The sequence below is a fragment of the Burkholderia ambifaria AMMD genome, from assembly GCF_000203915.1.
Taxonomy (GTDB): Bacteria; Pseudomonadota; Gammaproteobacteria; order Burkholderiales; family Burkholderiaceae; genus Burkholderia; species Burkholderia ambifaria.
The window spans coordinates 527,936-550,680 of record NC_008390.1 but is presented as its reverse complement, the minus strand read 5'-3'; the positions used below and the strand labels follow the sequence as shown (position 1 = coordinate 550,680).

Sequence of the window (22,745 nt, the reverse complement as noted above, 5' to 3'; positions counted from 1 at the left end):
GCGATGCCCGGTGCGTTTCGGGTCCGCTCAGGCGTCGTCGCCGGGCGTCGCCCCGCCATCGGCGGGCGGCGCGTCGCGGAACCGCACGTCCGTGGCCAGATCTTCCTCTTCCGCCGCGCGATGCGCGTCCGAATGCTCGGCGAGGTAATCGTAGATCGCGTAGCACAGCGCTTCGCAGCCCTGGCCCGTCAGCGCCGAAATCTCGAATACCGGGCCGTCCCACTCGAAGCGGGCGAGGAAATCGGCGACGCGCGCTTCACGCTCGTCTTCCGGCACCATGTCGAGCTTGTTGAGGACGAGCCAGCGCGGCTTCTCGTAGAGCGCCTCGTCGTACTTGCGCAGTTCGCCGACGATTGCCCTCGCTTCCGCGACCGGGTCGACGTTTTCGTCGAACGGGGCCAGATCGACGAGATGCAGCAGCACGCCCGTGCGCTGCAGATGTCGCAGGAACTGGTGGCCGAGGCCCGCGCCTTCGGCGGCGCCCTCGATCAGCCCCGGGATGTCGGCGATCACAAAACTCTTGCTCGGGCCGACCCGCACGACGCCGAGGTTCGGCGCGAGCGTCGTAAACGGATAGTCGGCGATCTTCGGCTTCGCGTTCGACACCGACGAGATGAAGGTCGACTTGCCTGCGTTCGGCATGCCGAGCAGCCCGACGTCGGCGAGCACCTTCAGCTCGAGCCGCAGCATGCGCCGTTCGCCCGGCTTGCCGTCGGTCTTCTGGCGCGGCGCACGGTTCGTGCTCGACTTGAAATGCAGGTTGCCGAGGCCGCCGGCACCGCCTTGCGCAAGCATCACCTGCTGGCCGTGCTCGGTCAGGTCGGCGATCAGCTCGCCGGTATCCATGTCGGTCACGACCGTGCCGACCGGCATGCGCAGCGTGACGTCGTCACCGCCCTTGCCGTAGCAATCCGAGCCGCGACCGTTTTCGCCGTTGCGCGCCAGGTGCTTCTTCGCGTAACGGTAGTCGATCAGCGTGTTGATGTTGCGGTCGGCAATCGCGTAGACGTTGCCGCCCCGGCCGCCGTCGCCGCCGTCCGGCCCGCCGAACGGAACGAACTTTTCGCGGCGCATCGACGCGCTCCCATCACCTCCGTCGCCGGCGATGACTTCGATTCGTGCTTCGTCAATGAACTTCATTCGTTACTCCGACCAGTATTTCCGCTATTGTGCCGCGCGCCGGCACGCTTGAACAATCTGCCGTTCGGCCGATTGCCCGCCGCTTCGCGACAGCCGCCGGCGCGCACATGCGCCCGGCGGCCAAATAAAAAAAGGCCCCGCGAAGACTGCGGGGCCTTTCGGCTACGAAGCCCGTGGGTGCCTAACTAACTTAGGCAGCCGCCGGGACAACGATGACCAGATGCTTCTTGTCCGCGCCCTTGGTCGCGAACTTGACGTGACCGTCGACCAGCGCGAACAGGGTGTGATCCTTGCCCATGCCGACGTTCTCGCCAGCGTGCATGCGCGTACCGCGCTGACGCACGATGATGCCGCCAGCGTTGATCGCCTGGCCGCCGTACACTTTCACGCCGAGACGTTTCGACTCGGAGTCGCGGCCGTTCCGGGAAGAGCCGCCTGCCTTTTTGTGTGCCATCTGATTGCTCCTTTACCGAGGCGCTTACGCGTTGATCGCGTCGATGCGCAGCTCAGTGTAGTTCTGGCGGTGGCCGCCGTGCTTTTGGTAGTGCTTCCGGCGACGCATCTTGAAGATGGTGACCTTGGCATGACGACCGTGCGACACAACGGTGGCCTTGACGGAAGCCCCACTGACCAGCGGCGTACCGAACTTAATCGATTCGCCTTCGCCCACTGCGAGAACCTGGTCGAGCGTGATTTCAGCGTCAATGTCAGCCGGTATCTGTTCTACTTTGAGTTTTTCGCCAACGGCAACCTTGTACTGCTTGCCGCCGGTTTTTATGACCGCGTACATTGAGAACCTCACTCTGGATCCAAATTTTCCGCACACCACGCGCGGAAAACACGTGATTATACATGGGCTTAGCACCCAAGTCAAAGCCGATCCGCGATTGCCGCGCGCAGGCCCTGGCCGGACGGCCAAAATCACGGTGCACGCGCGTCCGACAGACCGGGATATCGCGGATTGGACTTATAATCCGCCGCATCACCCATTTCGATCATCATGTCGTCGTCCACCGCCTCCCCCACCCTCAGCGCCGCCCACCTGCTCGCCCCGATCACAAGCGACATGGAGCAGGTGAATCGCGTTATCCGGCAAAGCCTCGCGTCCGACGTGCTGCTGATCAACCAGATCGCCGAGTACATCATCGGCGCGGGCGGCAAGCGGCTGCGTCCGGCCCTGCTGTTGCTCGTCGCCGGCGCGCTCGGCGAGACGTCGCACCAGCGGCACGTGCTGGCCGCCGTCGTCGAGTTCATCCACACGGCCACGCTGCTGCATGACGACGTCGTCGACGAATCCGAGCTGCGGCGCGGCCGCCAGACGGCCAATGCGCTGTTCGGCAACGCGGCGAGCGTGCTGGTGGGCGACTACCTGTATTCGCGCTCGTTCGAGATGATGGTCGGCGTCGGCAAGATGCGCGTGATGGAAATCCTGTCGGAAGCGACGACGATCATTTCCGAAGGCGAAGTGCTGCAGTTGCTGAACATGCACGACGCGGACGTCGACGAGACGCGCTACATGCAGGTGATCCGCTACAAGACGGCGAAGCTGTTCGAAGCATCGGCCCGCCTCGGCGCGGTGCTCGCGGGCGCCGATGCGCCGACCGAAGCCGCCGCGGCCGAATATGGCCGCCGGATCGGCACCGCGTTCCAGATCATGGACGACTGGCTCGACTACGCGGGCACGGCCGAAGCGATGGGCAAGAATGCCGGCGACGACCTGCGCGAAGGCAAGCCGACGCTGCCGCTCATCTATCTGATCGAACGCGGCACGCCCGAACAGTCGGCGCTCGCCCGCGAGGCGATCGAACAAGGCGGCACCGATCGCTTCGACACGATTTTCGACGCGATCACGCGTTCGGGCGCGCTCGACCACACGCTCGAATGCGCGCGCCAGGAAGCACAGGCCGCCGCTGCCGCGATCACTGCGTTCCCGGATTCGATCTACAAGGAAAGCCTGCTCGCGTTGTGCTCGTACTCGACGTCGCGGCAGTCGTAAGCGCGCGGAAAACACGAGGCGATATCCTGCCTCGAAAAATTTCTTCGCCAAGGTATTCCCTTTTTAAAAAAACATCGCTATAGTTATGTTCTTGCTCGACGACGCAGCGGTCTTGAAGAAGACGGCGAAGTCGGAAGAGTCCAAATCGGGGTGTAGCTTAGCCTGGTAGAGCGCTACGTTCGGGACGTAGAGGCCGGAGGTTCGAATCCTCTCACCCCGACCAGATTTAAAAAAACCGTGCACCGCGTGCACGGTTTTTTTTTGCCTGCTTTAGCCTCATCGCGCGGGCCCTCGTGCCGCGCGCGACACATCACGGCCGCCGGCCTCTGCTATATTCCCTCCATCCCTGTCCTTCACTGCCCATTCTGACGCGTGGACCAAATTCCCTTATGGGCGCAAATCGGCGCCGTCTTCCTGCTTCTCCTCTGCTCCAGCTTCTTTTCCATTTCCGAGACCGCGATGATGGCGCTCAACCGTCATCGGCTGAAGCATCTCGCCGGCCAGGGCGTGCTCGGCGCGAAAACCACGCAAGGTCTGCTCACGCGCACCGACCTGCTGCTCAGCGTGATCCTGATCGGCAACAACCTGTTCAACACGATCATCCCGGTCCTGACGACATCGCTCGCGCTGCACACGTTCGGCCGTAACAACCTCGCGCTGTCGATCGCGACCGGCATCGTCGCGTTCCTGATCATCGTGTTCGCGGAAATCGCGCCGAAGATCGTCGGCGCGACCTTTCCCGAGCGCATCGCGCTGCCCGCGAGTCTCGTGATCGCGCCGCTGATGCGCGTGTTCAAGCCGATCGTCTGGTTCGTCAACGCGCTCGCGAACGGCGTGCTCTGGGTGCTGCGCATCAATACGAAGAAGGGCCGCGACCAGCGGATGTCGGCCGACGAACTGCGCGCGATCGTGCTCGAGTCGAGCAGCTTCATGCCGACCAAGCACCGCAGCATCCTGCTCAATCTGTTCGACCTCGAGAACATCACGGTCGACGACGTGATGGTGCCGCGCCGCCAGATCGAGTCGCTCAACTTCTACGCGCCGCTCGACGGCATCCTGCATCAACTCGAGACCTGCTATCACAACCGGCTGGTCGTCTACGAAGGCGACATCGACAAGGTGCTCGGCGTGCTGCACGTGCGCAAGACGCTCACCGCGCTGCACAACCAGGATTTCGACCGCGAAACGTTGCGCACGCTGCTCGCCGAGCCGTACTACGTGCCGTCGGGCACGCCGGTCGTCCAGCAGCTGCAGTATTTCCAGGAAAGCCGGCAGCGCACCGCGCTCGTCGTCAACGAGTACGGCGAGCTCGAGGGGCTCGTCACGCCCGAGGACATCATCGAGGAACTGATCGGCGAATTCACGACGTCGATGCCGCGCGGCGAACGCGCGGGCGGCTGGGACGACAACGGCGAATGCATCGTCGCGGCCAGGATGCCGCTGCGCGAACTGAACCGCTGGCTGCACCTGCAACTGCCGACCGACGGGCCGAAGACGCTGAACGGCCTGATCCTCGAGATCCTCGAGGAAATTCCCGACGGCGACGTCTGCCTGAAAATCCGCGACGTGATGCTCGAAGTCATGCGCAGCGACGACCAGGCCGTGCGCACCGTCAAGCTCTTCAAGCCGCGCAGCACGCGCTCACGCGCCGTCGCGCGCTAGCCGAACGGCCGACTGTCGGCGCCGCCCGCGATACGCGACCATTGACCGGTCACGATCAACAGGCGGCCGAGCGCCGGCTCACATGCACTTCCCACCTCCCGGGGCGCCGCCACACATGCAGCGGCCACCTGCCTCCACCGACGCATCGCCCGCCGACCCGCCCCATTCGCTCGATGCGGCGCAACTCGACGACTCGCCCGCCGTACGGCTGCTGACCGACACGCTTCATGCCGCCCGCGTGCGCGACGCGTCCGACATCCACGTCGAACCATTCGAAGCAGGCTGGCGCATTCGCCTGCGCATCGACGGCGTCCTGCATGAACACGCGCGACCGCCCGTCCATCTGCGCGACGCGCTCGTGACGCGCATCAAGGTGCTCGCACGCATGGACATCGCCGAGCGCCGGCTTCCGCAGGACGGCCGGCTGCGCATCGCGGTCGACGCAGGCCTGCGAGGCGATTACCGGGTCAGTTCGCTGCCCACGCTGTTCGGCGAGAAACTCGTGTTGCGCCGCCTCGAAACGCTGCCGCCCGACCTCACGCTCGCGCGCCTCGGCTTCGACGCGCGACAGGCCGCGGCGATGGAGGCCGCGATACGCGCGCCGCACGGTCTCGTGCTCGTCACCGGCCCGACCGGCAGCGGCAAGACGCTGTCGCTCTACTGCGCGCTGCAGATGCTCGATCGCGACGCGCACAACGTCTGCACGGTCGAGGATCCTGCCGAGATTCAGCTCGACGGCATCAACCAGGTCGGCGTGGTGGAGAAAGCCGGGCTGACCTTCGCCACGGCGCTGCGCGCGCTGCTGCGGCAGGATCCGGACGTCATCATGGTCGGTGAGATTCGCGATGCGGAGACGGCCGACGTTGCGATCAAGGCCGCGCAGACCGGGCACCTCGTGCTGTCGACGCTGCATACGAACGATGCGCCGGCCGCTGTCGCGCGACTGCTCGATATCGGCGTCGCGCCGTACAACCTGGCCGCCGCGTTGCGCCTCGTCACCGCGCAGCGGCTCGTGCGGCGTCTGTGCGTGAGCTGCCGCACGCGTTCGGACGCGCCGGCGCACGCGCTGCGCGACGCGGGCTGCGATCCGGCGGCACTGGCATCCGGATGGCGCCCGTTCGTCGCACGCGGCTGTGCCGCCTGTCACGGTATCGGTTATCGAGGCCGCATCGGCCTGCATCAGACGATGCCGGTTTCACCGGAGATGGCCGAACGCATCGTCGCGCGCGCAAGCGTCGGTGCGCTCACGCAATGCGCGGCGACCGAAGGCGTGCGCAGTCTGCGCGACGCGGCACTCGCGCACGTTCGCGACGGCACGACGAGCGTCGCGGAAGCCCTGGCCGCGACGCCCGACGCGTGATCGCCATGCATGCGCCGCCTCACGAAACCCGCTTCGCGTGGCGCGGCCGTCGTCGCGACGGCACGCCGTGCCGCGGCAACGTCATCGCATTCGATGCAGCCGCCGCACGTGCGGCGCTCGCGCGCGACGGCGTCGCGGTGCTGTCGCTCGACATCCGCGGCACGGCCCGGCCGCCGGCGGCCGGCGCACGCGAGGTCACGCGCTTCACGCGTCAGCTCGCGAGCCTGCTGCAAGCCGGCCTGCCGCTCGCACCATCGCTCGAGATGCTTGCCCGCACCCGCACGCGCGACGGGCTCCCGCGCATCGCCGCAGGTCTCGCACGCGAGATTGTCGGCGGGCAGCGCTTCGCCGCCGCGCTGGCACGCTATCCGTCCCAGTTCGGCACGCTGTATCGCCAGTTGATCGAGGTCGGCGAAGCATCGGGAGCGCTCGGCGTCGTGCTGACCCGCGTCGCGGAGCACCGCGAACGCGCCGACGCGCAATGGCGCAAGCTGTGTGCCGCACTCGCTTACCCGGTCGCCGTCATCGTGTTCGCGCTCGCGATCTCGGCCGCGCTGATGGTATGGGTCGTGCCAACGTTCCGGCAGATCTTCGACGGATTCGGCGCGGCACTGCCGGCGCCGACCCGCGCGCTGCTCGCCCTGTCCTCCGCGACATCGGCCTGGGGCGGCACGTTCGTCGCGGGCGCCGCGGTGGCGGGGCTCGTCGCACGCCACGCGCTGCGGCGCTCGCCGTCGCTGCGCTACACGGCCGCGCGGCACGTGCTGAATGCGCCGTTGGTCGGCAGCGCACTCACGCGGTTCGCAGCCGCGCGCTGGTGCCGCTCGCTTGCCACGCTGCTCGGTGCCGGCGTACCGCTCGCCGATGCATTCGCCACGCTCGAACGCACGGCCGGCCACCCGGTGTTCGAGCAGGCCACCGCGCAAATCGCCGCGCGCGTGCTGCGCGGCGCGCGTCTTGCCGATGCGATGCACGCGGCAGGCTGCTTCCCGGACGACGTGGTACAGCCGATCGCCGTCGCCGAGGAAACCGGCGCACTCGATACGATGCTCGCCGACATCGCCGCGCTCTGCGAGCGTCAGCTCGACGCGCGTCTCGATGCACTCGCCGCGCTCGGCGAGCCGCTGATCGTGATCGTGCTGGGCGCCCTCGTCGGCGGCCTCGTGATCGCGATGTATCTGCCCATCCTTCAGCTGGGCAACGTGGTGTAGCATCGCAACCGTTTCTGTCGCCTTTCAAGCCCGAACCCGAGCCCATGACGCCCGCGCCCCTGACCACCGTTTTCGATTCGCCCGACAGCACGTTGCTCGCGCTGGCGATGCTGCCGCCCGCGGTGCAATATGCGTTCGCCGTCGTGCTCGGGCTGTGCGTCGGCAGCTTCGTGAACGTCGTCGCGCACCGGATCCCGGTGATGATGCAGCGCGCATGGCAGGCCGAAATCGCCGAAGCGACGGGCAGCGCGAGCGCCGCGCCCGACGACGGCTATCCGCCGCACTACGATCTGTGGCGCCCGCGCAGCGCCTGTCCGCACTGCGGCCACGTGCTGCGCGCGTGGGAAAACATCCCGCTCGTCAGCTACCTGATGCTGCGCGGACGCTGCCGCCAGTGCGGCCATGCGATCGGCGTGGGCTATCCGCTCGTCGAGGTCGCGGGTGCGCTGCTCGCCGCCGGCTCGCTCGCCGCGTTCGGCCCCACCGCCGCCGCACTCGCCGCGTTCGGGCTCTGCGCCGCGCTGCTCGCGATGAGCGCGATCGACATCCAGACCGGCTACCTTCCCGATTCGATGACGCTGCCGCTGCTGTGGGCAGGGCTCGCACTGAACCTCGGCGGCACGTTCACGTCGCTGCGTTCGGCCGTGGTCGGCGCAATGGCCGGCTACCTGTTCCTGTGGTCGATCTACTGGCTATTCAAATGGCTGCGCGGCATCGAGGGCATCGGCTTCGGCGACCTGAAGCTGCTCGCCGCGCTCGGTGCATGGATGGGCTGGGCCGCGCTGCCGCAGGTCGTGCTGTTCGCCGCGGTGACGGGCGCGATCGTCGGGCTCGTCGCAACCTGGCGCGGGCGCATGCGCTTCGAGGAGCCGATTCCGTTCGGCCCGTTCCTCGCGGCCGGCGGCGTCGCGACACTGTTTTTCGGCACCCCTTTCTATCTGGCGCTCGGCGGCTGACATGACGCACCGAACCCGTCCGACTTGTTCGCTGCGTCGCGGGGACGACGCTCGTCTCCTCGTGGCGGCCCGGCGGAGGCTCACATGTTTGCAATAGGACTCACCGGCGGCATCGGCAGCGGCAAGACGACCGTCGCCGACCTGTTCGCCGCACGCGGTGCATCGCTCGTCGATACCGACCTGATCGCGCACCGCATCACCGCGCCGGCCGGTCTCGCGATGCCGGCGATCGAACACGCATTCGGGCCGGACTTCGTCGCGGCCGACGGCTCGCTCGATCGCGCGAAGATGCGCGCACTGATTTTCAGCGACGACGACGCACGCCGGCGCCTCGAAGCGATCACGCATCCGCTGATCCGCGCGGAGACCGATCGCGAGGCCCGTGAAGCGCGGGGCCCGTACGTGATCTTCGTCGTACCGCTGCTCGTGGAGTCAGGTAACTGGAAGGCGCGCTGCGATCGTGTGCTGGTCGTCGACTGTCCGGTCGAAACGCAGATCGCACGTGTGATGCGGCGCAATGGTTTCACGCGCGAACAGGTCGAAGCGATCATCGCAAGACAGGCGACGCGTGAAGCGCGTCTCGCGGCGGCCGACGACGTGATCGTCAATGATGCGACGGCGCCCGATACGCTTGCCGCGCAGGTCGATGCACTGCACCAACGCTATCTCGGATTCGCGGCCGCCGCGCACTGACCGCCGCCGCAATCGTGATGGTGTACGAAATTGGCGCGTTGCTAGGGTAGAGAGTGAGCATTAGAATGTCCTGCATTGTTTCAATTCCTACCCCGAGAGGCGAGCGCGCTTGATTCTTTACGAGTATCCGTTCAACGAGCGAATTCGCACGCTGTTGCGCCTCGAAGACTTGTTCGAGCGCTTCGCGTTCTTCTTGGCTCAGGAGGACCCGCGTGAACATCACGTCGCGCTGACGACGCTGTTCGAAATCGCCGAGGTCACGGGCCGCGCGGACCTGAAATCGGATCTGATGAAGGAGCTCGAACGTCAACGTCAGACGCTCGCTCCCTTTCGCGGCAATCCGGGCATCGAACAGAATGCGCTCGAAGCCGTGCTCGGTGAAATCGAGCAGACGCTCGCCAATCTTGCGCAGATGCAGGGCAAGACCGGGCAGCACCTGGTCGACAACGAGTGGCTCGCCAGCATCCGCAGCCGCGCGGTGATTCCCGGCGGCACGTGCAAGTTCGACCTGCCGTCGTACTATGCGTGGCAGCAATGGCCCGCGGAACAGCGGCGCCAGGACATCGCGAAATGGATCATGCCGCTGCTGCCGCTGCGCGATGCGGCGGCAATCGTGCTGCGGCTCGCTCGCGAATCGGGTCAGGCATCGAAGGTGATGGCGATGCAGGGCAGCTACCAGCAGATGCTGTCGGGGCGCAGCTACCAGCTGATGCAGGTGCGCGTGCCGCCCGAACTGCGCGTGATTCCCGAAGCGAGCGCCAACAAATACATGCTGTGGGTACGGTTCACCATGCAGGACGGCGACGTGCGGCCGCGCGCGGTGGACATCGACGTGCCGTTCCATCTGACACTGTGCAATCTGTAACGGCCCCGCGCCGGTTCGACGCTTTCGTATGACTACCGTTGTGAAATGTCCTTCGTGCGGCGCAGAAGTGCGCTGGACGCCTGAAAACAAGTTCCGCCCGTTCTGTTCGGCCCGCTGCAAGCAGCTCGACCTCGGCGCATGGGCCGCGGAAAAGTACCGGATCGGCGGGTCCTCCGACGAAGGTCCGTCGTCCGAGGAAGACGGCACCGACGACCGCCGCGACAGCTGAGCGGCGCGCGGTACCGCCGCAGGCGGATGCGGCCCGCTTTTCAGGCGAGCCGCCGCGGCGTCATTGCGACGCCGCTTCCTTCTCGAGCAATTCCAGCACCGGCAGCGCCGCCGGCAACAGCGGCGCGACGTCGACCGGCAGTTGCTGCCACACGAACGCCTGGCCTTCCTTGCTGTGCGGCTCGCCCGTCCAGCCCGTCACCTTGCAGAAATAGAGCCGCACGTATGCATGCGGATAGTCGTGCTCGAGCGTATGCCAGCGGTGGCTCGCGGTGACGACGATGCCCAGTTCCTCGTGCAGCTCGCGCGCCAGCGCGTCCTCGACGCTCTCGCCGGCTTCCAGCTTGCCGCCCGGGAACTCCCAGTAGCCTTCGTACGGCTTGCCCTGCAGCCGCTGCGCAAGCAGGTAGCGGCAACGGCCGACCGCGTCGCCGGGCTGTACCATCACGCCGACCGCGACTTCCGTCACCTTGCGGCCGTCGGGCGCGCGCACGGCGCCCACTGCGGAATCCGTGCTCATGCCTGCTCCTTGCGACCCGACCAATCGCGCGCGAACTGCCAGGCGACGCGTCCCGAGCGCGAACCGCGCTCGAGCGCCCACACGAGCGCGTCGCCGCGCGCCGTCTCGATCTCGCCGTCCGCGCAGCCGAAATGGCGCAGCCAGTGCGCGACGATGTCGAGATAGTCGTCCTGCTTGAACGGGTAGAAGCTGACCCACAGGCCGAAGCGCTCCGACAGCGAAATCTTTTCCTCGACCACTTCACCGGGATGGATCTCGCCGTCCGGCAGATGCTTGTACGACTCGTTGTCGCTCATGTACTCGGGCAGCAGATGGCGGCGGTTCGACGTCGCGTAGATCAGCACGTTGTCGGACTGCGCGGCGATCGAGCCGTCGAGCGCGACCTTCAGCGCCTTGTAGCCCGATTCGCCTTCCTCGAACGACAGATCGTCGCAGAACACGATGAACCGCTCCGGACGCTGCGCGATCAGGTCGACGATGTCGCCGAGATCGTGCAGGTCGTCCTTGTCGACTTCGATCAGGCGCAGCCCGTCCTTCGCATAGGCGTTCAGGCACGCCTTGATCAGTGACGACTTGCCGGTGCCGCGCGCACCGGTCAGCAGCACGTTGTTCGCCGGCTTGCACTGCACGAACTGTCGCGTGTTCTGTTCGATCAGCCCTTTCTGCCGATCGATGTTGTGCAGATCGTCGAGCGTGATCGACGACGCGGCCGGCACCGGCTGCAGATAGCCGCGCCCCTGGCGCTTGCGCCAGCGGAACGCGGTGGCGGCATTCCAGTCGACCGCCGCCGGTGCGGGCGGCAGCATCCCCTCGAGGCGGCCGAGCAGCGCTTCGGCACGCGTCAGAAACTGTTCGAGCTTGTCCATGTCGTCCGAGCGCTCCCGATCAGGAGCGGTAATCCGCGTTGATGCTCACGTAATCGTGCGACAGGTCGCAGGTCCAGACGGTAGCCTGCGCGTCGCCGCGGCCGAGCAGCACGCGGATCGTGATTTCGCTCTGCTTCATCACGCGCTGGCCGTCCTCTTCCTGGTAGGCCGGGTTGCGGCCGCCGGCCTTCGCGACGAGCACGTCGTCGAGATAGAGATCGATCTTGTCGACGTCGAGATCCGTGACGCCCGCATAGCCGATCGCCGCGAGAATCCGGCCGAGGTTGGGGTCGGATGCGTAGAAGGCCGTCTTCACCAGCGGCGAATGACCGATTGCGTAGGCAATCTGGCGGCACTCGGCGACGCTCTTGCCGCCTTCGACCTGAACCGTCATGAATTTCGTCGCGCCTTCGCCGTCGCGCACGATCAGCTGCGACAGCACCTGGGCGACCTGCGTGACCGCTTCGCGCAGTGCCGCATAGGCCGGCGAGTCGGTCGACGTGATCGCGGGCAGCGTGCTCTTGCCCGACGCGATCAGGATGAACGAGTCGTTCGTCGACGTGTCGCCGTCGATCGTGATGCAGTTGAACGAGCGATCGGCCACTTCCTTCACGAGCGTGTCGAGCACCGGCTGCGCGACGTTCGCATCGAACGCCAGGAAGCCGAGCATCGTCGCCATGTTCGGCTTGATCATGCCCGCGCCCTTGCTGATGCCCGTCAGCGTGACCGTGTGACCGTCGATCGTCACCTGGCGCGACGTGGCCTTCGGCAGCGTGTCGGTCGTCATGATCGTCTGCGCGGCGTCGTACCAGTTCGCGGCCTTGCGGTTCGCGAGCGCGGCCGGCAGCCCGGCCTTCAGGCGGTCGATCGGCAGCGGCTCGAGAATCACGCCGGTCGAGAACGGCAGCACCTGGGCGGCGTCGATGCCCGCGAGGCGCGCGAGTTCCGCGCAGGTTTCGCGCGTGTGCGCGAGACCCGGCTCGCCGGTGCCCGCATTCGCGTTGCCCGTATTCACGACGAGCGCACGGATGCCCGCGCCGCCCGCACGCACGATGGCCAGATGCTCGCGGCATACGATTACCGGTGCGGCGCAGAAGCGGTTCTCGGTGAATACGCCGGCGACCGTCGCCCCTTCGTCGACGGAGATGACCAGCACGTCCTTGCGATTCTGCTTGCGGATGTTCGCTTCCGCCCAGCCGAGCGTGACGCCGGCGACGGGATGCAGTTGGGCGGGATCGATCGACGGAAAATTGACAGCCATGGGGCACACCTGCCGGATGGAAAATGCCGGCACGCGCCGGCATTGATTGGAAGAACCGACGGCCGCACGAGCGGCCGCCGCAACTCACTTCACTGACTCGAAGCTGCGGATGAAGCGGCACGCCGATGCGCGCCGCCGCCGATCATGACAGCTTCCCGTGACATTGCTTGTACTTCTTGCCGCTGCCGCACGGGCACGGGTCGTTGCGACCGACCTTCGGCAGCTCGCCGGCGTGGCCGTGGGTCATCGCGCTGCCGACCATGTCAGCCGTCGCGGTGGCCGCCGTGGCGGCCGCGACGTTCGCCACCGGCGCGCCGGATTCCGCGTAGTCGGCGTGCTGATACTCGACGTTCTCGAGATGACCGGTGCGCTCCTCGATCTGCTCGGCGGCTTCCTCGAGCTGCTCGGGCGACTGGATCTGCACGTTCATCACGATGCGCGTGACTTCCTGCTTGATCGCATCGAGCATCGCGGCGAACAGCTCGAACGCTTCGCGCTTGTATTCCTGCTTCGGGTTCTTCTGCGCATAGCCGCGCAGGTGGATGCCCTGACGCAGGTGGTCGAGTGCCGCGAGGTGCTCGCGCCAGAGGCGGTCGACCGTCTGCAGCATCACCGAACGCTCGAACGCACTGAACGATTCGCGGCCGACCATCGCGACCTTCGCCTCGTACTGCTCGTCGGCGGCGGTCGTCACGGCGTCGAGAATCTCGTCGGCCGTGATCGACGACGACTCGTTCACCATTTCCTGGATCGCGAGGTCGAGCTGCCAGTCGTTGCGCAGCGCTTCCTCGAGCTCGGGCACGTCCCACTGTTCCTCGATGCTGCCTTCAGGCACGAACTGGCGGACGACTTCGGTGATCACGCCGTGACGCATCGCCGAGATCGTCTCGGTGATGTCGTGGGCTTCGAGCAGTTCGTTGCGCTGCTGGTAGATCACCTTGCGCTGGTCGTTCGACACGTCGTCGTATTCGAGCAGCTGCTTGCGGATGTCGAAGTTGCGTGCCTCGACCTTGCGCTGCGCGGATTCGATCGAACGCGTGACGATGCCGGCCTCGATCGCCTCGCCTTCGGGCATCTTCAGGCGATCCATGATCGAACGCACGCGGTCGCCCGCGAAGATGCGCAGCAGCGGATCGTCCAGCGACAGATAGAAGCGCGACGAACCCGGGTCGCCCTGGCGGCCCGCACGGCCGCGCAGCTGGTTGTCGATCCGGCGCGATTCGTGGCGCTCGGTGCCGATGATGTGCAGGCCGCCCGCGGCCTTCACCTGCTCGTGCAGCGTCTCCCACTCGTCGTGCAGCTGCTTGATGCGGCGCGCCTTTTCGTCGGCCGGGATCGCTTCGTCGGCTTCGATGAACGCCGCCTGCTTCTCCGCGTTGCCGCCGAGCACGATGTCGGTACCGCGGCCGGCCATGTTGGTCGCGATCGTGATGCGTTTCGGACGGCCGGCTTCCGCGACAATCGCGGCTTCACGCTCGTGCTGCTTCGCGTTCAGCACTTCGTGCGGCAGCCCGGCCTGCTTCAGCAGGTGCGACAGCAGTTCCGAGTTCTCGATCGACGTCGTGCCGACCAGCACCGGCTGACCGCGCTCGTAGCACTCGCGAATGTCGCGGATCACCGCGTCGTAGCGCTCCTTGGCGGTCTTGTAGATCTGGTCCTGCTTGTCGATCCGCTTCGGCGGGCGGTTGGTCGGGATCACGACCGTCTCGAGGCCGTAGATCTCGTTGAATTCGTACGCTTCGGTGTCCGCCGTACCCGTCATGCCCGCGAGCTTCGCGTACATCCGGAAGTAGTTCTGGAACGTGATCGAGGCGAGCGTCTGGTTCTCGCTCTGGATCTTCACGTGTTCCTTCGCCTCGACCGCCTGGTGCAGGCCGTCGGACCAGCGGCGGCCCGCCATCAGGCGGCCCGTGAATTCGTCGACGATCACCACTTCGCCGTTCTGCACGACGTAGTGCTGGTCCTTGTAGAACAGCGTGTGCGCGCGCAGCGCGGCATACACATGGTGCATCAGCGTGATGTTCTGCGGCGCGTACAGGCTCTCGCCCTCGCCGATCAGGCCCCACTCGGCGAGCAGTCGCTCGGCCTTCTCGTGGCCCGACTCCGTCAGGAACACCTGGCGCGATTTTTCGTCCAGCGTGTAGTCGCCCGGCTTCTCGACGCCCGTGCCGTCCGCCTTCTCCTCGCCGATCTGGCGCTCGAGCAGCGGCGGCAGCGCGTTCATCCGCACGTACAGTTCGGTGTGATCTTCGGCCTGGCCCGAGATGATCAGCGGCGTACGCGCCTCGTCGATCAGGATCGAGTCCACTTCGTCGACGACCGCGAAGTTCAGTGCCCGCTGCACGCGCGCTTCGGTCTCGTAGACCATGTTGTCGCGCAGGTAGTCAAAGCCGAACTCGTTGTTCGTACCGTAGGTGATGTCCGACGCGTAGGCCTGCTGCTTCTGCTCGTGCTCCATGCCGGACAGGTTGATGCCGACCGACAGACCGAGGAAGTTGTAGAGACGCGCCATCCATTCGGCGTCGCGCTGGGCGAGGTAGTCGTTGACCGTCACGACGTGCACGCCGCGGCCGGCCAGCGCATTCAGGTACACGGGCAGCGTCGCGACGAGCGTCTTGCCCTCGCCGGTGCGCATTTCCGCGATCTTGCCGTAGTGGAGCACCATGCCGCCGATCAGCTGCACGTCGAAGTGGCGCATCTTCAGCACGCGGCGGCTCGCCTCCCGGCAGACCGCGAACGCCTCGGGCAGCAGCTTGTCGAGCGACTCCCCGGCCGCGACCCGCTGGCGGAACTCGTCCGTCTTGCCGCGCAACTGGTCGTCCGTCAGCTGCTCGATCTGCGTTTCGAGCGCATTGATCGTCTCGACGGTCTTTTGATATTGCTTGACGAGCCGCTGGTTGCGGCTGCCAAAAATTTTCTGGAGAAAACCGGTTGTCATCGGATCGGATCCTGCGTCGCAGCACCGGCGCCCGGCGCGTGTTGCGCGCCCCGACGCCCGAGCCTCGGCGGCTTAGCGAATTAGTGGAATCAAACGAGGAATTTTAGCACGCGGGGACGCATGCGCCCGTGTGCCGGCTGGACGCGCGCCGCGCGGCGGACCCGCGCGGGCCACCGGGCGCACGGCCCGAAAGCCGCCCGTGCGCGCGCCGGCGCGGGTACAATCGGCGTCAACGTCCGCGCAGGTGCGCGCCCGAAGAATGCCTCGATGAACCGATTTTCCAAGCGTTTCGGCCCGCTCTCCGCGTATCGCCCCCAACCCGTGTCCGAGGTGCTCAACCGCACCGACGCGTTCGCCGCGCTGCGCGCCGGCGTCGAACAGGTGGCGTCGCTGCAGCGCGACCTCACCGCGCTCCTGCCCGACTATCTTGCGAATCATGTCGAACCGGGCTCGATCAAGGACGGCACCCTGACCCTCTTTGCCGCGCACAATGCGCTCGCCGCCCGGCTGCGGCAGGTCGAGCCGCGGCTGCTCGCCGAGCTGCAGAAGCGGGGCTGGCCGGTGTCGGCGCTGCGCGTGCGCGTGCGGCCGAAGGACGCGCCGGAGCCGCCGCACGTGAAACAGGCGCGCATGACGACCGTCGGCGCGGCCGCGTTGCGCGAACTCGCCGATCACCTCGAGCCGTCGCCGCTGCAGGCCGCGCTCGCGCGGATGGCCGCGCGGCACGGCGCGAAGTCGTCGGGCTGAACGCGCCGCCGACCGCGGCCGCCCAGCAAAAAAGCGACCCGGAGGTCGCTTTTTTTATTCGCTCGGGACGAACGCCGATCAGGCGAAGGCCGTCTGCGCGTCGAACGCAAATCCTTTCGGCGCGGCCTGCGGATCGTCGAACGTGACGATCTCGTACGCGTCTTCGTGGGCGAGCAGTTCGCGCAGCAGCGCGTTGTTCAGCCCGTGACCCGACTTGTATGCCGTGTACGACGCCAGCAGCGGATGGCCGACCACGTACAGGTCGCCGATCGCGTCGAGCATCTTGTGCTTCACGAACTCGTCGTCGTAGCGCAGCCCGTCGTTGTTCAGGATCCGGTATTCGTCGAGCACGATCGCGTTGTCCATGCTGCCGCCGCGTGCGAGACCCAGCTCGCGCATCATTTCGACTTCGTGCGCAAAGCCGAACGTGCGCGCGCGCGCGATCTCGCGCACGTACGACGTGTTCGCGAAGTCGACCTCGAGCTCCTGGCCGGTCTTGTCGACGGCAGGATGACGGAAGTCGATCGTGAACTTCAGCTTGAAGCCGAAATACGGCTCGAGACGCGCGAACTTGTCGCCGTCGCGGATTTCGACCGGCTTGGTCACCTTGATGAAGCGCTTCGGCGCGTTCTGCTCCTCGATGCCCGCGGACTGGATCAGGAACACGAAGGACGCGGCGCTGCCATCCATGATCGGGATTTCCTCGGCCGTCACGTCGACATAGAGGTTGTCGATGCCGAGGCCGGCGCACGCCGACATCAGGTGCTCGACGGTCGACACGCGCGCGCCATCCTTCTGCAGCACCGACGCGAGCCGCGTGTCGCCGATCGACATCGCGGATGCCGGAATGTCGACAGGCGTGGGCAGATCGACGCGCGAGAAAACGATCCCCGTGCCCGGCGCGGCCGGACGGAGCGTCAGTTCAACCTTGCGGCCCGAGTGCAGACCGATACCCACGGTCTTCACGATCGATTTGATGGTGCGCTGCTTCAGCATGGTCTTCTTCAACTTGATTGAGAATATCAATCAGGAGTTATATTCGATAGGTGAGATTATAGCGTAATTCCCTATTCAACGCTGTTGGAAACTGCGTATCAATCTGTTTCGACTGTTTACCCGCGCCGATACGGGACGGGCCGATGCCCGGAACGGAGGCGTTTCCGGTCATCGGCCCGTGTTACAACTGCCCCGACGGCGGTGAGCAGCGTTGCCGGCAGGCAACGGCACACCGCACGATCAGGACGTCAACGTCGCGAGAACACTCGCCGCATCGCTCACTTCGAACTTGCCCGGCGCTTCGACGGCCAGCGTCTTGACCACACCGTCGTCGACCACCATCGCGTAGCGCAGGGAACGGATTCCCATGCCACGCGCGGACAAATCCTGCGTCAGCCCCAGCGCATGAGTGAAAGCAGCGCTGCCGTCCGCCATCATGCGCACCTTGCCCGCGGTGTGCAGATCACGTCCCCATGCGCCCATCACGAATGCGTCGTTGACGGACACGCACCAGAGCTCGTCGATGCCCGCCGAGCGCAGTTGCTCGGCGTGCTCGACATAGCCCGGCACATGCTGCGCCGAACAGGTCGGCGTGAAAGCACCGGGCAATCCGAAGATCACCACCCGCTTTCCCGCCACCTGATCGCGCACGCTGAAGGCGTTCGGCCCCAGCGTGCAGCCTGCGCGCGCGTCGTCGATGAACTCGAACAATTGCGCGTCGGGCAGCGCGTCGCCCACTTGAATCATGGCTGGTCCCTCATAGCGATACGGTTTTTCAGCGTATTGCGGACAGCACGTCCCATCCCGCTCCGCTCATGCGAAGAGGGCACGTTTCCCGGCCCGGCGTCGCATCCGACGCGGCCTGTCGTGGTCCGTGGCATCCGTCACGCCGGCGTTACCGCGGCAATCTCAGCGATTGCGCCGCGGCTTCGCCTGTGTGCGTCGTCAGTCAGCCTGCTTGCGCAGGAAAGCCGGGATGTCGTACGTATCGACACCCTTCTCCTGCAGCGCCTGCACGTGCGATGCCGCGGTTTCGCGCGAGTTGCGCCACACCGCCGGCGTATCGAGCGCGCCGTAGTCGGCCGTGCTGACGTGTTGCGGCTGCGCGTAACCGTGCGAGACCGCGCTGACCGGCTGGTTGTCGGTACCCGTGCGCAGCAGCGTCATCGGAGCCGACTGCTGCTTCTTCGCCGCACGGCCCAGACCCGTCGCCACGACCGTCACGCGCAGTGCATCGCCCATCGCGTCGTCGTACACCGCACCGAAGATCACCGTCGCATCTTCCGCCGCGTAGCTCTTGATCGTGTTCATCACTTCGCGCGTTTCCGACAGGCGCAGCGAGCGGCTCGACGTGATGTTGACCAGCACGCCGCGCGCGCCCGACAGATCGACGCCTTCGAGCAGCGGGCTCGCCACGGCCTGTTCCGCCGCGAGGCGTGCGCGATCGACGCCGGCGACCGTCGCCGTGCCCATCATCGCCTTGCCCTGCTCGCCCATCACCGTCTTCACGTCTTCGAAGTCGACGTTCACGAGACCATCGACATTGATGATTTCGGCAATGCCCGCGACCGCGTTGTTCAACACGTCGTCCGCGCACTGGAAGCACTTGTCCATCTCGGCGTCATCGCCCATCACGTCGAACAGCTTGTCGTTCAGGACGACGATCAGCGAGTCGACGTGATCCTCCAGTTGCTGCGAGCCTGCTTCCGCGACGCGCATGCGCTTGCCGCCTTCGAATTCGAACGGCTTGCTGACGACGCCAACCGTCAGGATGCCCATCTCCTTCGCGATCTGCGCGACCACCGGCGCCGCGCCCGTGCCCGTGCCGCCGCCCATGCCAGCGGTGATGAACACCATGTGCGCGCCGCGCAGTGCATCGGCGATGCGCTCACGCGCTTCTTCCGCCGCGGCACGGCCCATTTCCGGCTTCGCACCGGCGCCCAGGCCCGTATTGCCCAGCTGGATCACCGACGATGCGCGCGAACGCGACAGCGCCTGGGCGTCCGTGTTCATCACGATGAAGTCGACGCCCTGCACGCCGCGGTTGATCATGTGCTGAACGGCATTGCCGCCAGCGCCGCCAACGCCGACCACCTTGATGATGGTGCCGTTGGTTTCGGTTTCCAGCATTTCGAATTCCATTGTTGCCTCCGTCAAGAAAATAAGACTACTCGGCCGTTATTCGGCAGGAGATCGGGCAACCCCCTGTCGCGCGCCAGCCGCCGGCACCGGCGCGAATTTCGATTCGGTTCATCCTCAGGACAACGTCGGGCCGCCCCGCGTTTTCCTGGCCCCCGTCGGGGGCAGGCTCGGCGTACCGAGCCGTGGGGTGCTCAAAAATTGCTCAGGAACCATTCCTTCATCCGCGAGAAGATCTGCCCCGCGTTGCCGGACTGCACGGCGACCTTGCGGCCGCGCATGCGCTGCGCACTGCCTTCGACGAGCAGGCCCATCGCCGTCGAATAGCGCGGATTGCGCACGACGTCGGCGAGGCCGCCCGCGTATTCCGGCGCGCCGATGCGCACCGGCTTCAGGAAAATGTCTTCGCCGAGCTCGACCATGCCCGGCATCATCGAAGCCCCGCCGGTAATGACCACGCCGGAGCTCAGCAGTTCTTCGTAACCCGACTCGCGCACGACCTGCTGCACGAGCGAGAACAGTTCCTCGACGCGCGGCTCGATCACCGCCGCGAGCGCCTGGCGCGACAGCGTGCGCGGACCGCGTTCGCCGAGGCCCGGCACTTCGACCATCTCGTCCGGATCGGCGAGCGCCTGCTTTGCGATGCCGTAGCCGACCTTGATGTCTTCCGCGTCCGGCGTCGGCGTGCGCAGCGCCATCGCGATGTCGCTCGTGATCTGGTCGCCGGCGATCGGAATCACCGCGGTATGGCGGATCGCGCCTTCGGCGAAGATCGCGATGTCGGTCGTGCCGCCGCCGATGTCGACCAGCACCACGCCGAGATCCTTCTCGTCTTCCGTCAGCACGGCCAGCGACGACGCGAGCGGCTGCAGGATCAGGTCGTTCACTTCCAGCCCGCAGCGGCGCACGCACTTGACGATGTTCTGCGCGGCGCTGACCGCGCCCGTCACGATGTGCACCTTCACCTCGAGGCGGATGCCGCTCATCCCGATCGGCTCGCGCACGTCTTCCTGGCCGTCGATGATGAATTCCTGCGTGAGGATGTGCAGCACCTGCTGGTCGGTCGGGATGTTGATCGCCTTCGCGGTCTCGATCACGCGCGCGACGTCGGTCTGCGTGACTTCCTTGTCCTTGATCGCGACCATCCCGCTCGAGTTGAAGCTGCGGATGTGGCTGCCGGCAATCCCCGTGAACACGTTGGTGATCTTGCAGTCGGCCATCAGCTCGGCTTCCTCGAGCGCGCGCTGGATCGACTGCACGGTGGCCTCGATGTTGACCACCACGCCCTTCTTCAGACCTTTCGATTCGCTCTGGCCGAGGCCGATGACCTCGTAATGGCCTTCGCCCTTCAGCTCGGCGACGATGGCCACCACCTTCGACGTGCCGATGTCGAGGGAAACCAGCAGATCCTTGTAGTCTTTGCTCATAAAGTGCTCTTGCGTGTGATCTCTCGTTACTTCTTGCGCTTGTCGGTATCGGTCAGGAACCGCATGCCTGCCGCACGAATCGCGAATCCGTTCGGATAACGCAGGTCCGCGTACTCGATGTCGTTGCCCCAACGCTCCGTGACGGCCGGCCATGCGGCGACGAGGCGCTGGCTCCGGTCATGCAGGGTCTCGCTGGTGCGCTCCTTGCCCAGTTCGACCTGCATGCCGTTCGACAGCTTCACCGTCCACGCGTAGCGCGCCGACAGCGTCACTTCTTCCGGCGCCGCCTTCAGCGGCGCAAACCAATTCGCGAAGTCGCGATACCGCGTGACGACTTCCTTCGCACTGCCCTCCGGGCCGTCGAACGCCGGCAGTTCCTGATCGAGCTCGCCCTGGTTCGCGGTGAACAGCTCGCCGTCGACGCTCACGAGCTGCGCGCTGCCCCAGGTCCCGAGCGGTTTGTACTCCTCGAGCGTGACAGCCAGCGCATTCGGCCACACCCGGCGCACGCTCGCGTGACGCACCCACGGCATCTGCTCGAACGCGGCCCGCGCCGAGTCGAGATCGACCGTGAAGAAATTGCCTTTCAGCCGGCCGACCACGCCCGCGCGCACCGTCGGCGAGTTGATGTGCTCGGTGTCGCCGTCGATCCGGATCTCGCGCAACGCGAACGTCGGACGCTGGATCAGCCAGTAGCAGCCGGCCGCCGCCAACACGAGCAGCAGCAGCGCGTACAGCGCGCTGGCGGCAAGGTTGAGTTGGCGAACGTTGTTCCACATACGTCGTTCCGTTCCTGCGTCAGTCGTTGAGCGTAAGCGCCAGCACCTTCACGACCAGCTCCGAATAGCTGATGCCGATCGAGCGCGCGGCCTTCGGCGGCAGCGAATGGTCGGTCATCCCGGGGGCCGTGTTCACTTCCAGGAAATACGCGTTGCCGGCGGCGTCGAGCATGAAATCCGCGCGGCCCCAGTCGGTGCAGCCGAGCACATCGAACGCGCGGCGCGCGATGCGCTTCAGTTCGGTTTCCTGCTCCGCCGGCAGCCCGCACGGAATCAGGTACTGCGTGTCGTTGGCGACATACTTCGCGTGGTAGTCGTAGAACTCGCCCGCCGGCACGATCTTGATCAGCGGGAGATCGAGATCGCCGGCGATGCACGCGGTGTATTCGCCGCCGCCTTCGATGCTCTTCTCGACGATCACGATCTTGTCGTGCGTCGCGGCTTCCGACAGTGCGGCGGGCAACGCGTCGGCCGTCTTGACCTTCAGCACCGCGACGCTCGAGCCTTCGCTCGCCGGCTTCACGAACAGCGGCAGGCCGAGCTTCGCGACGATGTCCGTCGCGCGCGCCGCGTAGTCGTCGCCGCGCATCACCGTCTCGAACGGCGGCGTCGGCACGCCCGTCTGCTGCCACACGAGCTTCGTGCGGAACTTGTCGAGGCCGAGCGCCGAGCCGAGCACGCCGCTGCCCGTGTAGCGGATCCCGTAGAAATCGAGCGCGCCCTGGATCTGGCCGTTCTCGCCATAGCCGCCGTGCAGCGCGTTGAACGCGCGCACGAAGCCTTCATCCTTCAGTGCCGACAGCGGCCGCTCGGCCGGGTCGAACGGATGCGCGTCGATGCCCGCGTCGCGCAGGCCCTGCAGCACGAGGCGGCCCGAGGTGAGCGACACCTCGCGCTCGGCGGATTCGCCGCCGAACAACACTGCCACCTTGCCGAAACGTTTCGGATCGATTCCGCTCAT

General features: G+C 66.2%; 22 protein-coding genes and 1 tRNA gene. 10 read left to right on the top strand and 13 right to left on the bottom strand.

Going from position 1 to position 22,745, the window contains the following annotated elements; all coding sequences use genetic code 11:
• Positions 1-27: 27 nt before the first annotated feature.
• The 3 genes from obgE to rplU form a co-directional block, all read right to left on the bottom strand.
• On the bottom strand, positions 28-1,140 hold the full coding sequence (gene obgE / locus BAMB_RS02495) for a GTPase ObgE (RefSeq protein WP_011655906.1): 1,113 nt from the start codon (positions 1,138-1,140) through the stop codon (positions 28-30).
• Between the two features lie 190 nt (positions 1,141-1,330).
• The gene (rpmA, locus tag BAMB_RS02490; RefSeq protein WP_006476999.1) at positions 1,331-1,594 is read right to left on the bottom strand and encodes a 50S ribosomal protein L27; all 264 of its coding nucleotides are present in this window, start codon (positions 1,592-1,594) and stop codon (positions 1,331-1,333) included.
• Between the two features lie 24 nt (positions 1,595-1,618).
• On the bottom strand, positions 1,619-1,930 hold the full coding sequence (gene rplU, locus BAMB_RS02485; RefSeq protein WP_006025184.1) for a 50S ribosomal protein L21: 312 nt from the start codon (positions 1,928-1,930) through the stop codon (positions 1,619-1,621).
• Between the two features lie 210 nt (positions 1,931-2,140).
• Here rplU and BAMB_RS02480 point away from each other — a divergent pair, with 210 nt between their 5' ends.
• From BAMB_RS02480 to BAMB_RS02440, 9 genes are all read left to right on the top strand, one after another.
• Entirely contained in the window at positions 2,141-3,136 is a 996-nt protein-coding gene (locus tag BAMB_RS02480; RefSeq protein WP_006752232.1) for a polyprenyl synthetase family protein, read from the top strand.
• 146 nt (positions 3,137-3,282) lie between these two features.
• Positions 3,283-3,359, top strand: a tRNA-Pro gene (locus BAMB_RS02475).
• 149 nt (positions 3,360-3,508) lie between these two features.
• Positions 3,509-4,798, top strand: a complete 1,290-nt coding sequence (locus BAMB_RS02470) for an HlyC/CorC family transporter (RefSeq protein WP_011655905.1) — start codon at positions 3,509-3,511, stop codon at positions 4,796-4,798.
• A gap of 82 nt (positions 4,799-4,880) precedes the next feature.
• Positions 4,881-6,158 (top strand): GspE/PulE family protein, encoded by a 1,278-nt coding sequence (locus tag BAMB_RS02465; protein ID WP_041491081.1) that lies wholly within the window; start codon positions 4,881-4,883, stop codon positions 6,156-6,158.
• A 5-nt stretch (positions 6,159-6,163) separates the two neighbouring features.
• On the top strand, positions 6,164-7,369 hold the full coding sequence (locus BAMB_RS02460) for a type II secretion system F family protein (protein ID WP_041491080.1): 1,206 nt from the start codon (positions 6,164-6,166) through the stop codon (positions 7,367-7,369).
• A 44-nt stretch (positions 7,370-7,413) separates the two neighbouring features.
• Entirely contained in the window at positions 7,414-8,325 is a 912-nt protein-coding gene (locus BAMB_RS02455; protein WP_011655902.1) for a prepilin peptidase, read from the top strand.
• Between the two features lie 84 nt (positions 8,326-8,409).
• Complete coding sequence (gene coaE, locus BAMB_RS02450) at positions 8,410-9,018, top strand: dephospho-CoA kinase (RefSeq protein WP_011655901.1); 609 nt, start codon at positions 8,410-8,412, stop codon at positions 9,016-9,018.
• A 109-nt stretch (positions 9,019-9,127) separates the two neighbouring features.
• On the top strand, positions 9,128-9,883 hold the full coding sequence (zapD, locus tag BAMB_RS02445; protein WP_006754990.1) for a cell division protein ZapD: 756 nt from the start codon (positions 9,128-9,130) through the stop codon (positions 9,881-9,883).
• Between the two features lie 28 nt (positions 9,884-9,911).
• Entirely contained in the window at positions 9,912-10,112 is a 201-nt protein-coding gene (locus BAMB_RS02440; protein WP_006756830.1) for a DNA gyrase inhibitor YacG, read from the top strand.
• Between the two features lie 60 nt (positions 10,113-10,172).
• Here the strand turns inward: BAMB_RS02440 and BAMB_RS02435 are convergent, their stop codons facing one another.
• The 4 genes from BAMB_RS02435 to secA all read right to left on the bottom strand — a co-directional run bounded on the left by BAMB_RS02435 (position 10,173) and on the right by secA (position 15,696).
• Positions 10,173-10,631, bottom strand: coding sequence for an NUDIX domain-containing protein (locus BAMB_RS02435; protein WP_011655900.1), 459 nt, complete (start codon positions 10,629-10,631; stop codon positions 10,173-10,175).
• Positions 10,628-11,497, bottom strand: coding sequence for an ATP-binding protein (locus BAMB_RS02430; protein WP_011655899.1), 870 nt, complete (start codon positions 11,495-11,497; stop codon positions 10,628-10,630). Before BAMB_RS02430 ends, BAMB_RS02435 begins: the two co-directional genes overlap by 4 nt.
• A 19-nt stretch (positions 11,498-11,516) precedes the next feature.
• On the bottom strand, positions 11,517-12,758 hold the full coding sequence (gene argJ / locus BAMB_RS02425) for a bifunctional glutamate N-acetyltransferase/amino-acid acetyltransferase ArgJ (RefSeq protein ID WP_011655898.1): 1,242 nt from the start codon (positions 12,756-12,758) through the stop codon (positions 11,517-11,519).
• Positions 12,759-12,900: 142 nt separating this feature from the next.
• Positions 12,901-15,696: a preprotein translocase subunit SecA gene (gene secA, locus BAMB_RS02420; RefSeq protein WP_011655897.1), complete on the bottom strand. Its 2,796-nt coding sequence runs from the start codon at positions 15,694-15,696 to the stop codon at positions 12,901-12,903.
• A 267-nt stretch (positions 15,697-15,963) separates the two neighbouring features.
• Here secA and BAMB_RS02415 point away from each other — a divergent pair, with 267 nt between their 5' ends.
• Positions 15,964-16,443, top strand: coding sequence for a DciA family protein (locus tag BAMB_RS02415; RefSeq protein WP_011655896.1), 480 nt, complete (start codon positions 15,964-15,966; stop codon positions 16,441-16,443).
• Positions 16,444-16,521: 78 nt separating this feature from the next.
• Here the strand turns inward: BAMB_RS02415 and lpxC are convergent, their stop codons facing one another.
• From lpxC to BAMB_RS02385, 6 genes are all read right to left on the bottom strand, one after another.
• Entirely contained in the window at positions 16,522-17,439 is a 918-nt protein-coding gene (gene lpxC / locus BAMB_RS02410; RefSeq protein ID WP_006756824.1) for a UDP-3-O-acyl-N-acetylglucosamine deacetylase, read from the bottom strand.
• A 240-nt stretch (positions 17,440-17,679) separates the two neighbouring features.
• The gene (locus tag BAMB_RS02405) at positions 17,680-18,186 is read right to left on the bottom strand and encodes a peroxiredoxin (RefSeq protein WP_011655895.1); all 507 of its coding nucleotides are present in this window, start codon (positions 18,184-18,186) and stop codon (positions 17,680-17,682) included.
• A gap of 198 nt (positions 18,187-18,384) precedes the next feature.
• On the bottom strand, positions 18,385-19,581 hold the full coding sequence (gene ftsZ / locus BAMB_RS02400) for a cell division protein FtsZ (protein WP_006752448.1): 1,197 nt from the start codon (positions 19,579-19,581) through the stop codon (positions 18,385-18,387).
• Between the two features lie 191 nt (positions 19,582-19,772).
• Entirely contained in the window at positions 19,773-21,005 is a 1,233-nt protein-coding gene (gene ftsA / locus BAMB_RS02395; protein ID WP_006752447.1) for a cell division protein FtsA, read from the bottom strand.
• Positions 21,006-21,031: 26 nt separating this feature from the next.
• The gene (locus BAMB_RS02390) at positions 21,032-21,784 is read right to left on the bottom strand and encodes a cell division protein FtsQ/DivIB (protein WP_006752446.1); all 753 of its coding nucleotides are present in this window, start codon (positions 21,782-21,784) and stop codon (positions 21,032-21,034) included.
• Between the two features lie 19 nt (positions 21,785-21,803).
• Positions 21,804-22,745: a D-alanine--D-alanine ligase gene (locus BAMB_RS02385; protein ID WP_011655894.1), complete on the bottom strand. Its 942-nt coding sequence runs from the start codon at positions 22,743-22,745 to the stop codon at positions 21,804-21,806.

What these genes read in the sequence shown, in the direction of transcription:
- obgE (WP_011655906.1), bottom strand. Translation starts at nt 1,140, where the DNA reads ATGAAGTTCATTGACGAAGCACGAATCGAAGTCATCGCCGGCGACGGA.
- rpmA (WP_006476999.1), bottom strand. Translation starts at nt 1,594, where the DNA reads ATGGCACACAAAAAGGCAGGCGGCTCTTCCCGGAACGGCCGCGACTCC.
- rplU (WP_006025184.1), bottom strand. Translation starts at nt 1,930, where the DNA reads ATGTACGCGGTCATAAAAACCGGCGGCAAGCAGTACAAGGTTGCCGTT.
- BAMB_RS02480 (WP_006752232.1), top strand. Translation starts at nt 2,141, where the DNA reads ATGTCGTCGTCCACCGCCTCCCCCACCCTCAGCGCCGCCCACCTGCTC.
- BAMB_RS02465 (WP_041491081.1), top strand. Translation starts at nt 4,881, where the DNA reads ATGCACTTCCCACCTCCCGGGGCGCCGCCACACATGCAGCGGCCACCT.
- BAMB_RS02460 (WP_041491080.1), top strand. Translation starts at nt 6,164, where the DNA reads ATGCATGCGCCGCCTCACGAAACCCGCTTCGCGTGGCGCGGCCGTCGT.
- BAMB_RS02455 (WP_011655902.1), top strand. Translation starts at nt 7,414, where the DNA reads ATGACGCCCGCGCCCCTGACCACCGTTTTCGATTCGCCCGACAGCACG.
- coaE (WP_011655901.1), top strand. Translation starts at nt 8,410, where the DNA reads ATGTTTGCAATAGGACTCACCGGCGGCATCGGCAGCGGCAAGACGACC.
- BAMB_RS02440 (WP_006756830.1), top strand. Translation starts at nt 9,912, where the DNA reads ATGACTACCGTTGTGAAATGTCCTTCGTGCGGCGCAGAAGTGCGCTGG.
- BAMB_RS02435 (WP_011655900.1), bottom strand. Translation starts at nt 10,631, where the DNA reads ATGAGCACGGATTCCGCAGTGGGCGCCGTGCGCGCGCCCGACGGCCGC.
- BAMB_RS02430 (WP_011655899.1), bottom strand. Translation starts at nt 11,497, where the DNA reads ATGGACAAGCTCGAACAGTTTCTGACGCGTGCCGAAGCGCTGCTCGGC.
- argJ (WP_011655898.1), bottom strand. Translation starts at nt 12,758, where the DNA reads ATGGCTGTCAATTTTCCGTCGATCGATCCCGCCCAACTGCATCCCGTC.
- secA (WP_011655897.1), bottom strand. Translation starts at nt 15,696, where the DNA reads ATGACAACCGGTTTTCTCCAGAAAATTTTTGGCAGCCGCAACCAGCGG.
- BAMB_RS02415 (WP_011655896.1), top strand. Translation starts at nt 15,964, where the DNA reads ATGAACCGATTTTCCAAGCGTTTCGGCCCGCTCTCCGCGTATCGCCCC.
- lpxC (WP_006756824.1), bottom strand. Translation starts at nt 17,439, where the DNA reads ATGCTGAAGCAGCGCACCATCAAATCGATCGTGAAGACCGTGGGTATC.
- BAMB_RS02405 (WP_011655895.1), bottom strand. Translation starts at nt 18,186, where the DNA reads ATGATTCAAGTGGGCGACGCGCTGCCCGACGCGCAATTGTTCGAGTTC.
- ftsZ (WP_006752448.1), bottom strand. Translation starts at nt 19,581, where the DNA reads ATGGAATTCGAAATGCTGGAAACCGAAACCAACGGCACCATCATCAAG.
- ftsA (WP_006752447.1), bottom strand. Translation starts at nt 21,005, where the DNA reads ATGAGCAAAGACTACAAGGATCTGCTGGTTTCCCTCGACATCGGCACG.
- BAMB_RS02390 (WP_006752446.1), bottom strand. Translation starts at nt 21,784, where the DNA reads ATGTGGAACAACGTTCGCCAACTCAACCTTGCCGCCAGCGCGCTGTAC.
- BAMB_RS02385 (WP_011655894.1), bottom strand. Translation starts at nt 22,745, where the DNA reads ATGAGCGGAATCGATCCGAAACGTTTCGGCAAGGTGGCAGTGTTGTTC.